18 protein-coding genes and 1 pseudogene are annotated in these 22,671 nt (G+C 38.1%); 18 read left to right on the top strand and 1 reads right to left on the bottom strand.

Translation table 11 applies throughout. From position 1 onward, the window contains the following. Position 1 precedes the first annotated feature (1 nt). Positions 2-187, bottom strand: coding sequence for a hypothetical protein (locus tag IPM48_09185; GenBank protein MBK9271762.1), 186 nt, complete (start codon positions 185-187; stop codon positions 2-4). Between the two features lie 14 nt (positions 188-201). On the opposite strand from IPM48_09185, the gene IPM48_09180 reads away from it, so the two are divergent. The 18 genes and pseudogenes from IPM48_09180 (at position 202) to IPM48_09095 (ending at position 22,631) form a co-directional block, all read left to right on the top strand. After that, positions 202-1,089, top strand: a complete 888-nt coding sequence (locus tag IPM48_09180; GenBank protein ID MBK9271761.1) for a dienelactone hydrolase family protein — start codon at positions 202-204, stop codon at positions 1,087-1,089. An 86-nt stretch (positions 1,090-1,175) separates the two neighbouring features. Beyond that, positions 1,176-1,690 (top strand): annotated as a pseudogene (locus IPM48_09175) (dihydrofolate reductase). Beyond that, positions 1,687-2,367, top strand: a complete 681-nt coding sequence (locus IPM48_09170) for a hypothetical protein (protein MBK9271760.1) — start codon at positions 1,687-1,689, stop codon at positions 2,365-2,367. Before IPM48_09175 ends, IPM48_09170 begins: the two are co-directional and overlap by 4 nt. Before the next feature lie 32 nt (positions 2,368-2,399). Further along, on the top strand, positions 2,400-2,954 hold the full coding sequence (locus IPM48_09165; protein MBK9271759.1) for a DUF418 domain-containing protein: 555 nt from the start codon (positions 2,400-2,402) through the stop codon (positions 2,952-2,954). A 251-nt stretch (positions 2,955-3,205) separates the two neighbouring features. Then, a complete protein-coding gene (locus IPM48_09160) occupies positions 3,206-3,988 on the top strand; it encodes a UbiA family prenyltransferase (protein ID MBK9271758.1) in 783 nt (260 codons plus the stop codon). A 47-nt stretch (positions 3,989-4,035) separates the two neighbouring features. Further along, positions 4,036-4,677 carry a response regulator transcription factor gene (locus tag IPM48_09155; GenBank protein MBK9271757.1) on the top strand — a complete coding sequence of 214 codons (642 nt, stop codon included), beginning with the start codon at positions 4,036-4,038 and terminating at the stop codon, positions 4,675-4,677. A gap of 419 nt (positions 4,678-5,096) precedes the next feature. Beyond that, positions 5,097-6,122: a tetratricopeptide repeat protein gene (locus IPM48_09150; GenBank protein MBK9271756.1), complete on the top strand. Its 1,026-nt coding sequence runs from the start codon at positions 5,097-5,099 to the stop codon at positions 6,120-6,122. Then, a complete protein-coding gene (locus IPM48_09145) occupies positions 6,098-6,778 on the top strand; it encodes a hypothetical protein (GenBank protein ID MBK9271755.1) in 681 nt (226 codons plus the stop codon). The genes IPM48_09150 and IPM48_09145 overlap by 25 nt, the downstream gene beginning before the upstream one ends. A gap of 67 nt (positions 6,779-6,845) precedes the next feature. Further along, complete coding sequence (locus IPM48_09140) at positions 6,846-8,978, top strand: hypothetical protein (protein MBK9271754.1); 2,133 nt, start codon at positions 6,846-6,848, stop codon at positions 8,976-8,978. Positions 8,979-8,991: 13 nt separating this feature from the next. After that, positions 8,992-9,858 (top strand): hypothetical protein, encoded by an 867-nt coding sequence (locus IPM48_09135; GenBank protein ID MBK9271753.1) that lies wholly within the window; start codon positions 8,992-8,994, stop codon positions 9,856-9,858. After that, positions 9,801-11,180, top strand: coding sequence for an ATP-binding cassette domain-containing protein (locus IPM48_09130; GenBank protein ID MBK9271752.1), 1,380 nt, complete (start codon positions 9,801-9,803; stop codon positions 11,178-11,180). Before IPM48_09135 ends, IPM48_09130 begins: the two co-directional genes overlap by 58 nt. A gap of 2 nt (positions 11,181-11,182) precedes the next feature. After that, positions 11,183-12,460: a hypothetical protein gene (locus IPM48_09125; GenBank protein MBK9271751.1), complete on the top strand. Its 1,278-nt coding sequence runs from the start codon at positions 11,183-11,185 to the stop codon at positions 12,458-12,460. A 983-nt stretch (positions 12,461-13,443) separates the two neighbouring features. Then, on the top strand, positions 13,444-13,743 hold the full coding sequence (locus IPM48_09120; GenBank protein MBK9271750.1) for a transposase: 300 nt from the start codon (positions 13,444-13,446) through the stop codon (positions 13,741-13,743). After that, the gene (locus tag IPM48_09115) at positions 13,740-14,630 is read left to right on the top strand and encodes an IS3 family transposase (protein ID MBK9271749.1); all 891 of its coding nucleotides are present in this window, start codon (positions 13,740-13,742) and stop codon (positions 14,628-14,630) included. Before IPM48_09120 ends, IPM48_09115 begins: the two co-directional genes overlap by 4 nt. Before the next feature lie 1,153 nt (positions 14,631-15,783). Beyond that, entirely contained in the window at positions 15,784-16,362 is a 579-nt protein-coding gene (locus IPM48_09110) for a hypothetical protein (GenBank protein MBK9271748.1), read from the top strand. Between the two features lie 383 nt (positions 16,363-16,745). After that, positions 16,746-17,312 (top strand): hypothetical protein, encoded by a 567-nt coding sequence (locus tag IPM48_09105; GenBank protein ID MBK9271747.1) that lies wholly within the window; start codon positions 16,746-16,748, stop codon positions 17,310-17,312. A gap of 4,341 nt (positions 17,313-21,653) precedes the next feature. Beyond that, entirely contained in the window at positions 21,654-22,025 is a 372-nt protein-coding gene (locus tag IPM48_09100) for a group III truncated hemoglobin (protein MBK9271746.1), read from the top strand. Between the two features lie 84 nt (positions 22,026-22,109). Then, complete coding sequence (locus IPM48_09095; GenBank protein MBK9271745.1) at positions 22,110-22,631, top strand: GNAT family N-acetyltransferase; 522 nt, start codon at positions 22,110-22,112, stop codon at positions 22,629-22,631. The last annotated feature ends 40 nt before the right edge of the window (positions 22,632-22,671 follow it).

Raw genomic sequence — 22,671 nt, 5'->3', positions numbered from 1 at the left:
TCTAAATTATCAGGTCTTCTTTTAATGCAATGGCACAATATGCAGGTTCGAAACTTTGGTTTGGATCGTAGGTCTGCCAAATTTTTGGAATCGAGCACCTGAGTATGCGATCATACATCGCATTGCCATGATTTTTCACATAGCCATCTGGTTTGAATTTCTTATTTTTGAGACATCGGAATGCCATGAAATTCAAACTCAATGAATAACAATCTTATCCCGCAGGAAATTTTTGATTTGTATGATGAATATGCACACCAAAAAATCGACCGCCGGGATTTTATGCAGAAACTATCTGTATATGCGGTTGGTGGGCTGAGCCTCCCTACCCTATTGAATCTGCTGATGCCGGATTACAAGAATGCAATCCAGGTGGCAGCTGATGACCAACGAATCCACTCAGACTACATCCAATATCCCTCGCCCAATGGAGGAGGGTCTATAAAGGCGCTATTGTGCCAACCAAAAAAAAACAGGCGGAAAGTTGGAGGAATTGTAGTTGTCCATGAAAACAGAGGTTTGAATCCCTATATCGAAGATGTTGCCAGAAGAGCTGCGGTGGCAGGTTTTGTCGCCTTGGCTCCGGATGCCCTCAGCCCCATGGGAGGATATCCGGGCAATGACGATGAAGGAAGAGCCATGCAGAGCAAAAGAGATCGCTTTGAAATCCTGGAAGATTTTATCGCTGCGTATGATTACTTGATAAAATTAAAAAAATGCAATGGTCGGGCGGCCGCGATGGGATTTTGTTTCGGAGGCTGGGTTTCCAATATGATGGCTTGTAGAATTCCACAACTTAATGCAGCCGTTCCATTTTATGGTGGAGCTCCTCCCCTGGAAGAAGTTGCAAAAATAAAATCCACACTTTTATTGCATTTTGCAGAATTGGATACTCGCGTAAATGAAACCTGGACTTCTTATGAACAAGCTTTAAAAGAACATAAAATCCCTTACACATCCTTTATTTATCCAAAAGTAAACCATGGGTTTCACAATGACAGCACTCCTCGTTTTGACAAAGAAGCAGCCGAACTGGCCTGGCAGCGAACCATTCATTTTCTGGATGAAAAACTCAATCATTCAAACTAATGCAAATACCTGTCTCTTATTAAAAATAAAAACATGTCTATCATAGGCTTTACAATTCTCAACAAATCAATGAAAATATCAATTCTATGCGCAAAGTAATTCTAAGTCTCGCAGTCAGTTTGGATGGATTTATCGAAGGTCCAAATGGGGAATACGATTGGTGTTTTACAGACCAGGATTATGGAATGTCTGAATTTTTTCGGGTGTTGATGCCGTATTTCTGGGAAGAAAATCATACGAATTGATGCAAGGCATGGATTCCGCTGGGATGGATTTACCCAAAATGGAAGAATACGTTTTTTCCAATACCCTGACCACGGTAAAAGAAGGCTATCATTTGATTTCTGGAGATATTTCGAAAGCAGTCCATGAAATAAAAATCAAACCAGGGAAAAATATATGGATGTTTGGTGGAGCAGAATTGACAAAATCTCTAATGAATTTAAAACTGATCGATGAAATTCACCTTGCGGTTCACCCTCTTTTGTTAGGAGCAGGCAAACACCTGTTTAAAGACATTCCAGAAAGAATTCAGCTGAAGCTCTTTGACCAAAAAACTTATTCGTCGGGTCTGGTCATCCTGAAATATCAGATTTTATGAATCCTTTATCACCTCATTCGTTTTCATCGACCAAAGAAAATGACAGAATTCACTTCATGGATGCCCTTCGTGGATTTGCCATTCTTGGTATTTTTATTGCCAATCTTGGTACTGGTTTTAGTGGCTACAATCCAGAGTCAACTGAAACAGGTCCGTTTTTAATCCCAGAATGGGATCGGCAAATGCTTTTTTTACATCATATTTTTCTCGAAGGTAAATTTTATTCGATTTTTAGTCTGCTCTTTGGTTGGGGAATTGCACTTCAAATATACCGTGGAGAAAGCAATGGCCTTGATCCAATTCCTTTGATCCGACGGAGACTTGCCTTTATGCTGCTTTTGGGTGCTATTCATTTGATGCTTTGGCCCGGAGACATCGTATTTTTTTATGGCCTGTTGGCATTTCTTCTATTGCCACTCAGGCGATTTTCCAATAAAACCTTATTGATTATTGCAGCATTTTTAATTTTATCCCCAATTGTGTTGTATGCAGCCAAAGCCCAATGGTCCTGGCTCAATGCACCTGCCGGCCTCTTTTTTTCTGTCGGAGAAAAATTGTCAGAACAACTGACTGGAATTAACTCCAATGAAGCCTATCAGGAATGGGAAAAAACTGCAGGATGGTGGGATTTGTTCAAAGCCAATCTTGCCGGATTTTTTTTCGATATGGATATCTAATCTTTGTAAGCAGAATTTCTAAAGTCCTTGGTGTGTTTTTAATTGGATACCTTATCGGGAGATCCAACTTTTACAACCAGTTGCAAGAAAACAAGCGCACTGTGTTTTGGATCATAGGAATTGGCCTCGGTCTAGGATTACCTGCCAATTATTACCTTGCATACTATATGCAAAACCATATGTCCGACTATTGGGATTTAAAAATCAACGGATTTTATCAGACTGTTGTATATGCCCTTGGGGTAGTTCCATTGGCGCTCGCTTACGTGGGAATCCTGATGCTGCTTTTCGAGACAAAGTATGGAAAGAAAATACTAGGAATTCTGCAGCCTGCTGGCAAAATGGCTTTCAGCAATTATATGCTGCAAACTGTCATTGCCTTGTCAATTTTCTTTGGTGCAGGTCTGGGATATTCTGGCCAGATCGGTCCGATCTATTTTACCGTTTTGGGCGTAGGAATATTTGCTCTTCAGGTTGTGTTGAGTAACATTTGGTTGAAATTTTTTAATTACGGTCCTGTGGAGTGGATCTGGCGCAGTCTGACTTATGGAAAAGTGCAAAAAATAAAAAGAGTCAAATTTGAATAAATCCAATCATTTCCTTAGATCGTCCAATTTATAAAATCGATTTAATCCAAATGAATTGCATTAAGGACATTTTAATGAAAAAATACAGGGCATCCAATCCGTTTCAAGAAAATGGTTTTTATCAAACGCACAGGATTGCAAAACCAATCTTACAATAAATTACAAAAGTGAATTTTTTCCATTTTTTGATCCAATCAAGACTTTTCATTGCAATAACGGCCACACTAGCCACTCTACAAACGCAAAGCCAATTGGGTTTACCAATTGAATTTCATCCTTATTTGTTTCTGGTATTTTTCTCTACCATTTTCGTGTACAATCTAAACAGGATAGCCAATCTAATTAAACCCAAAGAATCTCTGGAATCTGAAAATCATATTTGGGTAAAAAACAACTTATTTTTATTCAAAGTCATCAATACTGCAGCAGTTGCAGGAATCATTGTATCATTGCTACTGGTAAAAATTGAAGTGTTTATTTTCGTAATACCATTGGCCATTGTAACCTACCTCTATTCTTTCCCAATCAAAATAAACAGTCATTTTGCTTTTAGATTGAGAAATTTGCCCTATCTGAAAATATTTCTTATTGCTTGGGTATGGTCATGTACAACTGTTATACTACCCGTAGTTTTTTCAAAGAGTGACTTTACATCCATCCAGCTAATGTCCATTTGGATCATGCGTTTTCTGTTTGTATTAGCAATTACCATACCTTTTGATATTCGGGATTTAAAAGCAGATCGTTTGGCAGGAATAAAAACCATTCCTACCCTGGTTGGCGAACAAAAAGCCATTCAGCTATCTTCACTCATTTTAATTTTGGTATTCATGCTTTCAATCATCAATGATGCAATTCACCAAACATATGGAATTGGAGTGGCGATTGCTGTATCGATGATCGTTGGACTTGTTGCGATACGGAATTCAAAGATTCGAAAGCTATCATATTATCATTATGGAATTTTGGATGGCTGCATTTTGCTGCAATCGATTCTGGTGATCATTGCGGATCATATTGGACAAAGCGTATAAATTTTCATACCAATCGATAATTTTTCTAATTTCGCATCAATAAATTTATGGCTGCCGCAAAATTCATCAGAGTGGTTATCGTCGAAGACGATCAGGATATCAGAGATTCCATGGTGGAGTTATTGCCTGCAACAGGAGAAATATTGTGCATACGATCGTATGAGCGCGCTGAAGAATTGTTAAAAGAAATTGACCGTTTGATGGTCGATGTGGTGTTGATGGACATCAGTCTGATTGGTGGAATGGACGGCATTCAGGCGGTACGACAGGCCAAAGCAAAAAGACCAGATATACAATATCTCATGTGTACCTCTCACAACGATGCTACCCGGACTTTTGATTCTCTTTGTGCAGGTGCATCCGGTTATATTTTAAAAACAGCCAAACCAGACCAACTTATTCAGGCCGTCAAAGAAATCTATTCAGGAGGATCACCCATGTCACCAGAAATCGCCAGATTGGTGGTGAGCAGTTTTAATCGGACCCATCAAAATCAAAACCTGCTCAATGAATTAACTACGAGGGAACAAGAAATTGTGCATGCGCTGGCCAAAGGTCTCAGTTATCAGGAAATCGCAGACAGTCTATTTATCAGCATTGAAACAGTGCGCACTTATCTGCGCAAGATATACGAAAAATTGCAGGTACATTCCAAAGTAGAAGCGCTCAACAAACTTTTTCCAAGGTAAACAGATGAACTCCATTCAAAATTATTTGAAGTTTTTTATCAGCGGAATTTGCATCGGACTGGCAATAAGTAATTCCCTGTTTTCCCAGAGTTCCCAACAGCAAAAACTAGACTCCCTGTCCAAAATCGCCGAAGCGGAAAATGATCCAGCGAAAAGGGCAAGTCTATTCAATAAAATCGCCTTTGGATACATTGAAATTGATCCGCAAAACTAAATGAATATGCCAGAAAAGCGCTCTCCATCGCTGAAGAATTACAATTGAAGGATGAAATGGGTCAGTCACACAACTGCTTAGGTATTTACCATATTATCCTGGGTGATTATGAAAATGCTTCGGCGGAATACAATCTTGCCTTAGACCATTTTAAGCAAACAAACACTTAACCGGGCTTGCCAATATATATGGCAATCTGGGAAATTTGAATCAAACCGTTGGGAAATTTGCTTTATCCCTTGGATACTTTTTTGATGCACTTAAAATATTTGAAGAATTGGGAAATCAGCAGGGGATTGCCAATCAAAATTTGTCCATTGGTAGCGTTTATATGGAGCAACTTGACTTTGAAAAGGCCTTGCATTACGATAGTCTGGCCATGCAGGCCTTTCAATCAATTGGTGATCTGGATGGAGTAGGATTGGTGCTTGGAAATCTAGCCAATATTTATTCAGATCAGAACAAGAAAGAAGCTGCATTGGAAGCCTACCAAAAAGCCATCGAAATATATGAGACTTTGGGAAATGGAACCAGTGTTGCAAGAAACCTGTCCAATATGAGCACCATCTATATGGAAAGAGGTAACTACCAAGAAGCCTTACAACTACTGGAGCGAGCTCTTCAACTTTCTGAAGCCGATCAAAATTATGAATGGATTTGCAGCACTAAAGGCAATATTGGTTCTTCCTATTTCATGAGTTACTTAAAATATCACAGCCAGGATTCCAATCTAAGGCTGATACCTGGAAAACGCAATGAACTCTACAACAAAGCCGTAAGTTACATGAACTCTGCCGCCGAAATGGCCCTTAAAGTGAATGATTGGAAAAGGATTTATTTTTTTGCCCAGGAGCTATCCAAAATATATGCAGCAGAAAACAATTATGAAAATGCCTATAAAAACCAAATTCTATTTATGCAGGCAAAAGATTCTATGAACAGCCTGGATGTCAAACGCGAATTGGAGCGTCTGACCACAGAAAGAGAAGTTCTGCTTAAAGACAAACAAATAGAATTGGACCGGCTCGCTGTGGAAAAGAAGCGAAACGAAAGATTGTATTTTGGCATTGGGATTGCATTGCTTTTGATCTCCACCCTTTTCATTTATAGAAACTATACCAACCAAAAAAATCAAATTTCCAACTTGCCACCCTCAATAAACAGATCGCAGATAGCAATCATCAGTTGGCGACCAAAAATGATCAGTTGTCACAAACACTGTTGGATTTAAAGAATACCCAGGATCAATTGATCCTATCTGAAAAACAAAGGGAAAAAGCACAGGTGAGAAGCAAAATATCACAAGACATTCACGATGACATTAGTTCTGGACTCACCAAAATCAGCTGGCTGGCTGAAAGTTTTCTTGCAAAATCTACAGCCTCTGGAGTTGATCTGAAGCCTCTTGAAAAAATGACTACTCTTGCCAGAGAGACGGTCAATAAGCTGGGAGAAATTATTTGGTCTTCCAATCCGGAGAGAGACAATCTCAATTCGCTGCTCCAATATATTTCCAAGCACATTGTCCAATATATGGAAGGAGCTAGCATGCGATACATCATTCAATTTCCAAGGGAAGTGCCGGAGCTTTCCATCGAACCTGAAGTAAGAAGAAACCTATACCTATCGCTCAAAGAAGCCCTTCACAATGCCAGAAAGTACAGCAAAGCAAATGAAATCACAGTTTCCTTTCAACTAGAAGGATTGCATTACATCCTTGAAATTAAGGATGATGGAATTGGCATGGAAGCTGATATCGTTCATGGTGGAGGTAACGGATTGGGCAATATTAAAAGAAGAATAGAAGACATCGGAGGTAAAGTTTTAATCCAAACAGCTCCCGGAAAAGGGGTACAACTGATTTTTGAAGGTGATTTGTCTGCATAAAATTCCTACTTTTATGCGATAAAGTATCTATTGTTTCCTGATCTTAGCTTTGCCCTTCAAAAAAAATATGCATCGATTTACAGGTATCATCAAAATGAACACCAGCCACAAGGAAGTTCATCAGGTTGCCCTGGAGTCTGTAAAAAAGGCTTATCCAGGCTTTGTTAAGCTCAGTCAGAGCTACACAAGTCCCTTGCTGGACATGATGGGCGTTTTTGTTCACAGGACCCATCCCAACGGATCTCAACTTTTTTTTTCCGGTGAACTTTACTCTCATACAAATGCATCTCTGGAGGATCAATTGTCAGATCTCCTACAGCAAATTGAAACTTCCAATTTACAACAAGCTTTGTCCAAACTGAATGGCAAATTTATGATTTGCTATTACAATCAAAGCAAAGACAAAATATATTTGGCCACAGATCAAATGGCGATTCAACAGGTTTTTTACCATTGCGGATCCGGATTTGTCTTGTTTGCCTCAGAGCTAAAACTTTTGTTGCAACACCCTCTTTGTCCAAAAGAAATTGACTGGCATCAATCTTTGAGACGACCCTTGCCTTTTGAAGTACTCGACGGAGAAGTCAATTACAGCGCTTGGTTTCGAAAAGTTTTTTTACTAAAAGAAGGGAGTTTCATTGACATCGGTTTACACTCAGGAGATCTTTCCCAGAAAATTTACTGGAACCCCTATAAGAATATCAAATCACCGGATTATCGCAATGCCCAGCAGGTGATGGATGAGTACATGGATCTTTTGGAAGATGCTGTGCGAATTCGCATTCAGGATCATGATAAGGCTTATTCCTTCTTGAGCGGTGGTCTGGATTCATCCATATTGTGTGCGATCGCGGCGCGATCGAAAAAACTGGATACCTTTTCAGTGATCACAAGGACCACCCTTCTCGAAGAGACTTCGGACATTTGTCACAGGCATGCCATAGAAAATGGATTTGAAAATATTCAGTTTGCCATACCAATGCATCGATTGGAAGGAGATCCAGAGTACTGGAAAAAGAGGATTTGGCATGCTGAGTCTCCCATCAACCACAATGATTCGATGTGCAAAACACTTTTGCACGATGCCATACGAAGGCATCGGCCAGATATTCCCTACGTGCTGACGGGTACGGGAAGTGATCAACTCAACGGTGGATTGGCACGCTGGATTGTCAACGATGTGGAAGATCCCGGTGAAAACTGGAAGAACATGAGCCGCCGCATTCAGGAAATTGAATTGCGGCATCATTTACCTGAAAAACTGATTGCTTTATGGGGATCCAGAAATTATCTCACCAAAGAATTTATCCAGGACTTTTCAGGCCAGGGCCTGGAGGCCAATCCATTTCTGTTTTATTTAAAAAGCAATATTCACCAGAATCATTTTGTGCTCTTATGGGATGAAATTCGAGCTGCCAGCATGCACCAACACAGCACGAGATTTCCATTTCTGGATCATCGCTTTGTAAGTATGATAGCCGGAGTTCCTGAGCAGTTTCACCCTGAATTATTTTTTGATAAACAAATCCTCAGAATTCCGTCCAAGCGCTATCTTCCGGAATATATTCTCAACAAATCAAAAGCACCAGCTGACACCGGAATCTACGACCACCGATTTGAAGAACACAGAAGACTGATTCATCCCAAAAAACTGGACCTGCTCGAAGAAGCATTGGGTCCACTCGATCAGGACCATGAGGTCATTGACAAAAAAGCTTTGGTTCGAGAATTGGAACGCCTGTACAATACACCGGACCACAAAGCCTGGCAATACTTGCTCAATGTGATCAACCTTGGCCTTCTTGAAAAATTGCATTTACAAAATGAGTCCTCCATTCAGTACGAAATAGATATTGAGCCAGAGATACAGTTTGTGCCACATTTTAATGAAACTATAAAGAGTCAATTGGTTAAGGCCTTTGAAATCATTTCAGAGCAAGAATTATTGGATAAAATTTTGAAATTCCAGGAGTCCTGCAGCATCGTTATTGAAAAAGGCACGGGTCGTGAATTTATCCAGAAAGATGAAAGTCTGGTGTATGAGCTGCAAGCCGACGAGATGAGTTGGCGGTCATTTATTTTTTCTGTGGATGGAATTCAATCCACTTCTGAGATACTGGCTTCGAAACAACTAAAATTTGAAGATATCAGAGATTACTTATTTCTTTGTCTGAAGGAAAAAATCCTCATTTTATCTTAAAGTCAAGTCGTCAATGCCAAAAAGTAAATCATTTCCCTTTATTCAGCAGACTGGTATGATGGAATGTGGCCCTACCTGTCTGGCTATGATATTCAAATATTACGGGTATTACAACATTCAGTCTTTGCTGACGAAAATCACGGAAGTCAATACCTCTGGTGTCAATTTATATGCTTTGGCAGAAGCTGCCGAACAGTTTGGTTTTCAAGCAGACTGTTATGAAATGGAATACAAGAACTTTCAAGAAATTCCTCTTCCCTGCATTGCACATTACAGCGGCATGCATTTTATCGTGGTGTACAAGGTCACTGAAAAAGAAGTTTGGATCGCAGATCCGGCCTATGGAAAAGACCGGCTGAGTCGCGAGGATTTTGAAAAGAAATGGAATGGCATTGTTCTGGCACTGACTCCTTCCCCTTCTATTTTTAAAAACAAAGATCTGGAGGAAGCTGTACACGAGCACCGCACAAAACAAAAATCCCTGTATGGAAAATTTTATGCTCCTGTATTCAAGTCTCTAAAGGGAGTTCTGGTCCAAATCCTATTGGCTTCAGCCCTGTTGCAGGCCCTTGGTCTTGCCATCCCCTTTTTCACACAGACCATTGTAGATTATGTCCTGGTCAATCAAAACAAAAAACTGTTGATGGTTATTTTGTTTGGACTATTTGCAGTGTTCGCCACCCAGGTGATCTTGCTGTACGCCAGAAATATTCTGTTGGTCCATGCAAGAGTGCATTTCGAACTTGAATTTTTAGTCGGTTTTTCAAACATTTTATTTCTCTCCGCCAAAAATTCTACGACAACAACAAGCGCGAGGATTTTATGGCGAGGTTTCAGGAAAATATTACCATCAGGCAACTGGTCAACCCATCAGTCATAGAATGTGTCGTGGATCTGATGTTTGTTTTGTTGTATATTCCCATTCTCTTAATATATAATCTAAAACTCGGTTTTCTGGCCTTGGTTTTTGTCCTCCTTTATGCAGGAATGACCATTTGGTACACACCAAAAATCAGAGCACTCGCTTATAAAGTTTTCTACAGAAATCTTGAAACGCTTGGAGACTTTTTAGACACATTGCTTGGAATGCTCAGTGTTAAATTACTTGCGATTGAAAATTTCAAATTTTGGCAATGGAAAAATAAATACAAAAGAACACTCAACGTTGTCATGGAATCCGAGCAGCAAAGCGCAGTCCTCCATTCGGTCCAGCGAAGTATTTATTATGTCAGTCAGGTAGGCGTGTTTTGGGTGGGGGCCTGGATGTGTTTTTCCAATGAAATCACCATTGGACAATACCTAGCGATCACCGCTATTTTTGTGATTGTGCTCAACTCGCTCAACAACCTCTCAATGATCTGGTACAATCTGACCGAATTGTCGGTGGGCATCAGTCGTTTGAATGATGTGCTCCTTCAGGAAACTGAATATTCCTCCATACTTGAACAGCAAAACGATTTCAATTGCTTTCCGGTACAAGTAAAAATGTCAATTTTAAATATTCCAAAAGCCAGGAAACATTATGTCCTTAACCAGTTAAATTTTGACATAAGACAGGGAGAGCATATTGGAATTGCAGGTCGGAATGGATCTGGCAAAACCACTCTGGTAAAATTATTTCTCAATCTCTATCCGGATTACGAAGGCAGCATCCATTTTGGACAAACGGACATGAAGCGCATCAATCCAGAAGCTTTGAGGAAAAAAGTATTTCTCTTTCCACAGGAGATCTATGTATTCAACGGAACAATCAAAGAAAACATCTTATATGGCAATCTGGATGCAAGCATGGATGACATCATCAGAGCGGCAAAGTTAGCAGATCTGCACGATTTTGTTTCTTCCCAATACTTAGGTTACAATTATAAGATAGGTGATTTTGGGGCCAATCTTTCCGGAGGACAAAGACTGAAGATTGGATTTGCCAGATTATTTCTCTCCAATCCTGAGCTTATCATCCTGGATGAAGCGAGCAGTATGCTGGATGTTGAATCCGAACAAAAGATCATGGCCAATATCAAATCCCATTTTAAAGACAAAACCATCATCAGCATCGCCCACAGGATGCAGACCCTTCGCAATGCAGACCGGATCTTGGTCATTGACGGTGGACAAATTGTAGAAGAAGGCAATCACGATCATCTAATGAAGCTGGATGGCGGTCTCTATCAGGGATTTATGAGAACCTACGTAGATTATTGAGTATGAAAGAGACAGATCAATTGGAGCCACAACAATACCAGCGTTTGTACTGGGAAGCAGACGTGCCGGTCAGAGATCTGAGGGCGCGATTAATGAAGCGCTTATTGTATCTTGCGATTGTTTTGTTTGTTGTGATTTTTGTGGTGGCGGGTTTTGTCCGTTTCCCCGACCAAATCGAGTTACCCTTTAGTCTTAAGAATAACATCAAAGAAGAAGTCTATAAGTTTCCACATGCTGTTTATCTATTGCACGAATACATAAAGAATTCAGATTCAGTGCAGGTAGGTTCACCATTAATTCGCATAACATCGCCCGAGATCGCACAACTCATCAATCGCTATGCAGAAACCGAACACGCGCTGGAAAACCTAAACAGTTCTGGGAGAAAAGCTGAAATGAGTCAACGAGACATGCTTATGACCCATATCCGCCAAAACCAAAATCTGATAGCTGATTACAAGCATCAGCTGGAATTGGATAAAACCCATTGGAGGGAACAAAAAATAAAACTGGAAGCCGAACTAAGAGAAACACAAGACAAGTTGAGTGCTACCAGAAATCTTCGCTCACAATCCATTGGTTCTAAATTTGACTCTATCGAACAAGAAACCAAGCTCGCGCAAATCAAAAGTTCCTTGAATCAGGAAGATTTAAAGTTTGAAAAAGAAAATGTTCGCTTGGTCAACTTGATCGAGAGATTGACCCTTGAAAACGAAATGACCCAAAGCCGTTTGCAAAAAACAACTGCCGAATTTGTAGAAGATTCCATGGCACTGGTCCATCAGAAAATACTCGCCTGGAATAAGATCAAAGACAGCTATGGTGATTTTAACATTGAGGAGGGAGCCATTGTCCTCAAAAGTCCCATTCAAGGTATGATCCATTTTCTCTTTGAGGGAGAAAAGGAAATACCTGAAGGAGTAACGGCCTTAAAAATTAGCAACAAACAACAAGCATTTTATGCATTTGCCAAATGTCCGCCCTCATTAGCTGGAAAGCTGGAAGAAAACCAGGCTTGCCACTTAAAAGTATTTTCATTCCCATTTTATGAGTATGGTGCGATGCAAGGTAATCTTCGCTCCTTTAGTTACAGCGCGGACGAAAAAGGTGACTACAATCTACGCATTGATATTGTCGATCCGGGTCGTCTGGCCGGACTTCTACAGCCGGGATTAACAGGAAATGCAGTCATTATTATTGAGGAAAAAACGCTTTTAGAGTACTTCTTTAACAAAGTCAAAAAACACTATCGCCAAATCCTGGACGGCGAGAATCTTTAAATCCAAATCCGAAATTACCTACTTTCATGTGATATCGGCCCGGATAGGACTGTCCTACCTTTGTCATGTCAAAAAAACAGGCGATGCCGAAAACCTGATCCAAGAGTAGGCAAATAAAAATAAACAAAATGAAAAAAATAAACAAAATCCAGGCAGAAAGTATCAATGGAGCTGGCTTCAGAGCCAATTGATTTTCACAAAGCAATCAATAAACAACAGGCGAAGCTGAAAACCTGATCCAAGAGTAAGCATAAACTTTTAAATTCATATAACCATGAAAAAAATTAACCAACAAACAAACGACTTCTATCAATGGAGCTGGCTTTCGCTGGAACTAATATTTTACTTGAAATTGGATTAGAACGATTACAACCAGGGAGTGCGGGAAGACACAATCCAAGAGTAAGCATAAACTATTAAATTCATATAACCATGAAAAAATTAACCAACAAACAAACAGCTTCACTCAATGGTGGAGGTTTAAGATTCAATTAATTATTAACCACATAACAACAGGCGAGGCTGAAAACCTGATCCAAGAGTAAGCATAAACTTTTAAATTCATATAACCATGAAAAAAATTAACCAACAAACAAACGACTTCTATCAATGGAGCTGGCATTCGCTGGAATTAATATTTTACTTGAAATTAAATTAGTACGATTACAAACAGGCGATGCCGAAAACCTGATCCAAGAGTAGGCAATAAATTTAAATTCTTTAACCAATGAAAAAATTAACCAACCAACAAACAACTTCCATCAATGGGGCTGGCTACCGATGGAACTAGTGTATTATTTGAACATACATTAGAACGATAACAATCAGGGTATGCTGAAAACCTAAGACAGAGTAGGCATTCATTTTAAACATTTAATTCATGAAAAAACTAATTAAAAAACAGATCTGTACTATCCAGGGTGCAGGCTATAAATTGAAGTGGTCCAAGAAAATGGTACACAAATCTAACTTAAATTTGTGTTATGGATCAATCAAAGACAAACAATCGGAGGAGGAGGTACGATACCGAGTTTAAGCTTAATGCCATTCATTTGCTCGAATCCGGGAGGAACGCTAGCGAATTAGCTGATTCTCTTGGCGTTAGTAAGCAAATGCTTTACAATTGGCGTAGTCAAATCAGGATTACCAGGAATGCTTCCGTCCAGCCAGGAACAAATAATCCTTATACTGAACTTGAACAGCTCCGTAAGAAATTAAGGGATGTTGAAATGGAAAGGGATATTTTAAAAAAAGCCTTGAACATTTTCAGCCGGCAGACATGAAACCAAAAGCTGAATTTATCCAGAGTCTAAGCGGTGTGTATCCTACTAACAAGCTTTGCAAGATGATGAATATTCCAAGGAATACTTTGTATCATTTTATCCACAGGAGGGATTCTCCCACTAAACATTTGGGATTAAGAGACCGAATAAAATCCGTATTTGACTCTCATATGAATAGGTATGGAAGTCGTAGAATTAAAATGGAATTAGCCGTAAAATATTCAAAAAATGTTAGCCGCCATTTGATTCGCAAATGTATGAAGGAACAAAATTTGAAAGCAATCCAGCCAAAGAGTTTTGTTCCAAAAACAACTGATTCCACCGGGACCAAATTTCCTGCACCCAATTTACTTCTTGATTTTGGAAAGGCGCAAAAACCAAATGAAGTATGGGTTGGTGACATTACCTACATTCCTTTAAAGAATGGCCAATGGGCCTATCTTTCAACTTGGATTGATACTTATTTGCATAAAGTAGTGGGCTGGGATGTTCAGACTCATATGAGAAGCGAACTGGTTATTTCAGCCTTCAATAAAGCAAAACTGAAATGCATCCAAAATAAATTAAGTGTGATTGTCCATTCTGACCGAGGAACGCAGTACTCTAGTAAAGATTTCAAAAATGCCATTAAAGGAAATAGACAAAGTATGACTCGCAAAAACGAAGTTTATGACAACGCAATTGCCGAATCATTTTTCTCAAGGCTCAAATGCGAATGCATTAGAGGTACTGTATTTGATGATTTGGATCAATTAAGATTCACTCTGTTTGAATACATAGATGGCTATTACAACACAATCAGAAGGCATTCATCCATTCAATACTATACACCCTTAGAATTTGAAAATATTTATTATTCGAAAAATCAATTCACTCATTGCAACTAATATGGAAACAAAACATGACTTTGCATTTTTACCCTTAGACGAGGACCAAGCTTATTGCGGACAAAATGTCAAGAGTTCCGCCGACCTCTTTATTCTGTATTCTTCCGGCGGAACTCGACTTGCTCTTGACATTTTGGGAGCAATGCTTATCTTTGTCGCAGGGGTAAAATGTGTACTAATTTTATTTTTTAACTAAATTAGATCAGTGTCCCATTTATTGGTACCATGTCAAATGGAACTGATTCAATCATCCTGAGTTTAAGGGAAAATTTAATCAATTGCGATTACTCATTATAAATTTATAAGAAAATGAAAAAGTTACAAAGATCACAGACCGAATCCATCCATGCCGGTGGAATAAGATATAATTAATAAACATTCTGTTACCAACACAGCAAAACGGCTTAGATTGACCCATCTAATATACAACTTACCGGATAAGGTGAATGATCAATTTATTGCTTCCATTTCCGAAAGTATTTGCTAAAATATTAAGTTATCCAAATTCCATCACTCCCTGGCTTGCAGTCAGGGATGGTGGAAATAAAAACAAGATCCCTTGACTTGTGACCCATAAATCAGCAGCTATCGTTTGTTTTTTTTGTTGTAAGCCAGCTTGCATTTTCCATAAAACCCTTCACTTAAAAGTTCCAAACCGGGAATAATTACTGCTGGTCCCCAAAATTCTCCAAACTTCGTTTGCCATTTCATCTAAAAAAATCTTAGCTGGATATTCATGCCCTTTCCTTCAATCTACAAGCAGATTTGCAGGGAATCATTGGATGATACGATGATTCATCAAAAATAAAGAGTCTGTGATATCAAATAAGCCGATAGCTATTGAAAATCTTGGATTGTCCGGTGATACCTCCAAATAATAGGAGATTTGGATAAAAGATTAATTTGACCCTTTCTATGAAAGACCCCCAATTCATAAATGCCTTTTGACCAGAATAAAGGTCCTGATATAATTCACTAACAAACCTAAGCATTTCAAAAACCAAATTGATTCACAATTGTAATTGTAGTGATAGGGTTTTGGATAGTGCACCAACTTGTAAAATATCCTATTTTAAACCATAAACAATATTGCCAAAAAAAACGGGGAAGCTGAAAACCGAATAGAGTAAGCACCAGCTCAAATTGAAATAAAATGAAAAGAATTCTAGAAAATCCAACCAGGGTAAAAAACACCAAACAGCCGCCCATTACTCCGGATGGGATCTTTACACCTTTGGCTGATTTGTCACCTGGAGAATGGTTGGATATCATTGATCAGACAAATATTGATATCCATGGCAACGTAAAAGACGAAATTGAATTAATGCTAAGAACAGTTCGTCTGAGCCTGAACCACGGTATTGAGCACACAACACAAGGACCCATGTATCTAAATTTAATACCTCCTTATCAGGGTGACTTTTACAACAATACAGTTACTTTTGAATCGGAAAATGTTGGCTCATTTCCTATTGGTCCTTTAGTAACCATTGGAGGAACACTGTGGTTGATTTTACCCATTGGGAAAAAGTATGCGGTGGATTTTTCAGTTCAAACCAAGAAAAAAAATACCTATTTTCACATCGGTGTCCGATACAAAGATTTCAGTGATGAATTTACCATAGCGAGCAAAGACAATGGGCAACATCTCACTTTTACCGTGGACACCACAAAAGTGTTTTCTACGGGATTGATATTGTCAATATGCACAGTGATCGAAAAAGACTATTGAGGCATAAGGATTGGATTTTCTACCATTGCAGCATTGTAAGGCTGGATTGAATTGGAAAAAATACCTGAACCTAAAACCAAAGATTTACGACCCGCCCTTTTTTCGGTAAAATTCATCTTTGATTGAACATAATTCAATCCTTTCGACTAATAGAAAATAATGATTTTCAAAAGATTGTAAAGGCCTATCTTTGATCAAATTTTAGTGGAAAAGCGAGAATTGCCATGATGCGTAACACTTGAAAGCAAGAATTTACTTATTTGCCTGATGCTATCAAAACCAAAGTTTAAAATATGAGGGTCCTTTTGTCAACATTAATTTCATTCGCACTTTTGATAAGTTGTATTCATTCGGGTACACAGAACGTCAAATTAAATGATCAAATGGAAAAAATCCCAAGATCCAATGACCTGAAGAACACCGATCATGATACCATGAAACCATTTGACCCACCCAATTGTATTTTTATCAATCCGGACACCTCGGTTTCAGGAATTGTCCTTAGAAATGCTGAAAGTGTCATAAAATTACTCGGTCATCAAACCCAATTGGAGGCTGGATCAAACCACAGCTACTTTAGCGCAGACAGAAAGCAAAAACTGGTTTTAACGGTATATCCAGCTGACTATCCCAATCAGATTAGCGTAATGAATGTTTCCCATTCTGACAATACTCAACAAGAGTTCCGCCAGTTAAATATACCTGTGTTTAAAACAGAAAAAGGAATACAACTTGGGATGAGCAGGAAGGAAATTGTCGAAAAACTGGGTTTTTGCTATCTCGCCAAAGACAGTACAAAAAATACCATCGATCTCGCTTATAGAATTGAGTTGCCCAACGACAGCAACACCAAATTTTTAGAAAGAAACAATATGCCAATATATTATGCCATTTACAGCTTGGTTGATGACAAACTAAAAAACATCGAAATTGGATTTGAAAATCCCTAATCTGCCCTCCCTTCATTCAATAGAATTTTAATACCCGACCCTTTGAGGATGAATGTCCATTATCTAAAATAGTCCAATCACTGCACATATCAAAGGGGTAGCTGCAATAACAATGATCTGAACCCGAATCAATGTGGGTTTTCCACATGGTTTATGTTTCCCCATTGCCCCAACAAAGCAACAAGCCTTAGATTTGACAGAAACAAATTGAATACCAAGGGTATTTAATCGAAATCTGATGGATTTAGCAAAAGTTCAGAAATTGCTTGTCTTCCAATGAAATGCATTCACTTGCTGGCAAGGGTGGTATAAAATCAAAAATACAATTGATACATCGAATGAAGATATATTAGGCATACTGATTCAAATAATCCAGAAAATCCTACTTTCATGTGATCCGGACCCCACTTGTCCTCGTCATACCTTTGTTGTATCAATTAAATGAAAAGGGATTGCCGAAAACCTGAATCAGAGTAGGTGTAAATTATCAAACTTAAAAATTATGAAAAAATTGATCAAGAAGGAAACGATTACCATTCAAGCTGGAGGATTCCGTTTTAATTAAATGACCGTCAAGGAGATTGCCGAAAACCTGAATCAGAGTTGGCTTAAAAATACAATATTACAATCATGAAAAAATTAAATGCACTCCAATCATCATCCATCAATGGAGGAGGATTCAAATTTAACTAATCCAATCTTTAAAAATCACAAATTGATCAAATCCAGGGATTGCCGAAAACCTGAATCAGAGTAGGCATCAAATTAAAATCTTTAAATCAATGAAAAAATTAACCAGCTCACAGTCTTGCTCCGTCAATGGAGGAGGCGCCAGATTTAATTAATCTAAATTTAAAAATTGTCCTAGTTATCCATGCAGGGATTGCCGAAAACCTGAATCAGAGTAGGCTTAAAACAAAAATTTTACAATCATGAAAAAACTAAATGCATCACAGTCTTGCTCCATCAATGGAGGAGGCGCAAAATTCAACTGATCTAAAAAATATCGACCAAAGTATTCAATCAGGGATTGCCGAAAACCTATGACAGAGTAGGCAAAATTTCAAATTTTTAAAACAATGAAAAAATTAACTAAAACACAGTCTATAGGCTTAAATGGTGGCGGATTGCGCTACAATTAATCAAAATTAAATGAAACAACATGGGATTGCCGAAAACCTATAACAGAGTAGGCTCTTACTTCAAATTTATAAATATGAAAAAATTGATCAAGAAGGAAATGATTACCTTTCATGCTGGGGGTTACAAATGGAACTAAATGATACTCTTAGGGTTTGCCAAAAACCAATAACAAACCAGGCAAAAATTCAAATTTTTAAACCAATGAAAAAATTAACCAACACACAGTCCAGCTCTGTCAATGGAGGAGGAATAAAACACAATTAAATCTATCCATAGTTGATTAAAACGCTTCAAAACCCAGCTAAAAACTAGAAACACAGGTTAACTCCTGTATCACAAAATGGCTTTGTAAATATCATCTATCATTTAAAGCCATCATTTCTCAGTTTCCTGTCTAAAAGCAACTCATTGACCAAAAGGCCAAATGAGCTGCTTTTGCTTTTTAATACTTTTTTACACTACTTAAGATTTCGATGACAGTAGAGAGCTTCTACCCACCTCATCTTTGCCCCATCAATTGGCAATCGAGCCAGAAGATCAGGGATTGCCGAAAACCTGGAAAAAAGTAAGCAATTATTTCTAAATTTTAAAAAAATGAAAAAACTTAACAAAAAACAAATCCACACCATTATTGGGTCTGGTATGCGGGTCAATTAATTTAAATAAGTTGGATGTTGATTCAATCAGGGATTGCCGAAAACCTGAATCAGAGTAGGCACTTAATTTTTAAAAACGTAAAATGAAAAAACTTAACAAAAAACAAATCCATACCATCATTGGAGCTGGGATCCGCATGAATTAATTTTCACCACATTTAATTTCAATCAGGGATTGCCGAAAACCTGGAACAGAGTAGGCATCATTTTAAATCAATAAAAGTGAAAAGATTAAACACTCCTCAGATTCGAACCATCAATGGGGCGGGATTGCGCATGAATTAAGTTTGAATGCAATTAATTTCTTTCAGGGATTGCCGAAAACCTAAAACAGAGTAGGTATCATTTTAAATTAAAAATAGTGAAAAAATTAAATAATTCACAGATTCGCACCATCAATGGAGCTGGAATGCGGATGAATTAAGTTTGAATGCAATTAATTTCTTTCAGGGATTGCCGAAAACCTGAAACAGAGTAGGCATCATTTTAAATTAAAAATAGTGAAAAGATTAAACATCTCACAGATTCGAACCATCAATGGAGCTGGAATGCGTTTGAATTAAGCTCAAATCCATATTAGTTTCGCTCAGGGAATGCCGAAAACCTGAAACAGAGTAGGCATCATTTTAAATTAAAAATAGTGAAAAGATTAAACATCTCACAGATTCGCACCATCAATGGAGCTGGAACGCGTTTGAATTAAGCTCAAATCCATATTAGTTTCGCTCAGGGAATGCCGAAAACCTGGAACAGAGTAGGCACATCTTCAAAATTATAAAGATAAAAAAGCTGACTAAAAAACAAAGCTCGACCGTAAATGCAGCCGGGCCATACCTCCAGTAATCATATCATAATCAGGGATTGTCGTAAACCTGCATCACAATATGTATCATCCATCCTGTTTTAAAAACATGAAAAACCCAACTATTTTAAAGGCTAGGGCTGTCAATGGTAGAGGAATAAAACTCAATTGAACTATCCAATGATAAATAAAACGCTTCAAAATCCTCTTAAACATTAGAAACACAGGTAAATTCCTGTATTGAAAATGCCTTTGCAAATATCATCTATTCATTAAAAGCAATCATTTCCCATTTTCTGCCGGAAAGCAACTCATGCTATTAAAACCAAATGAGTTGCTTTTTTTATTTTATACTTTTTTACATTACTTAAGATTTCGATGATAATTGATACCATCTCCCAGCCTCATCTTTGTCTCATCAAATGGCAATCGCGCCAGAAGATCAGGAATTGCCGAAAACCTGAAACAGAGTAGGCATAAATTTAAAATTATAAAAATGAAAAAGCTGACAAAAAAACAAAGTTCAACCGTAAATGCAGCAGGGGCATTTCTCCAATAATCAGATCATAATCAGGGATTGCCGAAAACCTAAAACAGAGTAGGCATCATTTTAAATCAATAAAAGTGAAAAGATTAAACACTTCACAAATTCGAACCATCCTTAGGGCTGGAGTACGCATGAATTAATTTTGACCTTAATTAATTTCATTCAGGGATTGCCGAAAACCTGGAACAGAGTAGGCTATTATCATTCATCCATATAACAATGAAAAAATAACAAAAATTCAATCCACTGGCATAAATGGTGGTGGGGTGAAGTTGAACTAAATTGGGTTCATCATAAGAACTCCTTCGTGAAGAAGGGTATGACAAGATAAATTGGTTAACAGCTTTATGATGAAAGAACCATCCTAAATAGGATTGGTCAACCATGGTCCACACCCTTCAGGCTGCAAAGATTGCCTTTATGCAGAACACTTAAATTCTATCAAACCATTGTTCCCACAGCAACTGATGATCAGAAGCTGTGGGAATCTATTTTTAATAAATCTCAATATCGGATTTTTAGTCCTAAGGTTTTCTCTACAATAGTCCTTAAAAACCATTGCTTTTGAAGAGCAATACAACCATGCTAATCATTGCATCCAATTTCAATTTTTTTTATTCTTACTCAACAATATGACCCATTCGCTCAAAAAACAGGTCATGTACTAAGTAACAATTACCGTTGCTTAAGACCCATCCTATCTTTGTATCATCAAATACAAAACAGGGATTGCCGAAAACCTGAACCAGAGTAGGCATAATATTTTAATTCTTTAACCAATGAAAAAATTAACTAAAACACAGTCCACAAGCGTAAATGGCGGCATCATTTCTCACAATTGATTAAATTTCCAAAAACAAACAGGGATTGCCGAAAACCTAAGATAGAGTAGGCATAAAATTTTAATTCTATAAAACAATGAAAAAATTAAATAAAACACAGTCCACAAGCGTAAATGGTGGAGGAATTGGTCCTAACTAATTAAAATGAAACAATACAAACAGGGATTGCCGAAAACCTGAAACAGAGTAGGCATAAAATTTAATTCTTTAAAACAATGAAAAATTAAATAAAACACAGTCCACTGGTTTAAATGGTGGTGGAATTGGTTACAACTAATTCTAAAATGTAAAGATCGGATGGAAGTTGTTTCTGCATTGATCCTTTTACCATACTTACCTGTTTATAGATCGATGAAAGAAATTAAAAATCGCGAAGATATTGTCTTCCTGGTGGATCAGTTTTACCAACAAGTTCAAAAAAACAAAATACTTGGCCACATATTCAACCATGTGGCCAAAGTGCATTGGGAAACACACCTGCCAAAGATGTATTCTTTTTGGGCAAGTATTCTTCTGGGCGAACAATCTTATTCGGACAATCCCATGCTTAAACACATTGCCCTGCATCAAAGGTCGCCTCTCACAGGAATCGAATTTGAGGAATGGCTGAAGTTATTTACAAATACAGTGGACCTTCACTTTGAAGGAGAAAATGCAGACCTTGCCAAAAAAAGAGCCAGAGACATTGCAGCACTGATGCTCTACAAGATTCAAAACAGCTAGAATCTATTTCACCAAAACGGTATATCAGATTTCTTTTAGTATCCTATAACTTGAACATTTGTCCTTCTCATCTTTTAATTTGAAATGGACACAGCAAAGAAATACAAACTACGCCCCTGGCGGGAATCAGATCTGCCAAGTTTGGTAAAATACGCCAACAATTGGAACATCGCAAAAAATATGACCGATCAATTTCCACACCCTTACACCGAGGAAAATGGATTGAACTTTATTCGATTTGCAACATCTGAGCATCCCATCCGGATTTTTGCAATTGCAGTGGAGGACGAAGCGGTTGGAGGTATCGGTATTCATCCTCAGAAAGATATTCATCGCAAAAATGCCGAATTGGGATACTGGCTTGCTGAACCATACTGGGGTCATGGAATTGTATCAGCTGCCATTCAGGAAATGTTGGAGTTTGCATTTCTCCACTTTGACATCAACCGCGTTTTTGCCAGACCTTTTGGGAGCAACCTGGCTTCACAAAAAGTACTCGAAAAAAATGGTTTTGTCCTGGAAGCCAAAATGGAAAAAGTCCTCTATAAAAAGGATCGCTACGAGGACGAATGGATCTACGCTTTTAGAAAATATACAAGTAATTAAAATTCATAATAATACATATTACATATAAAATTATGTAAAA

The sequence above is a fragment of the Saprospiraceae bacterium genome, assembly GCA_016715965.1.
Classification (GTDB): domain Bacteria; phylum Bacteroidota; class Bacteroidia; order Chitinophagales; family Saprospiraceae; genus Vicinibacter.
Note: the sequence above shows the minus strand (reverse complement) of the source record. Positions and strands in the feature narration are given on the sequence as shown.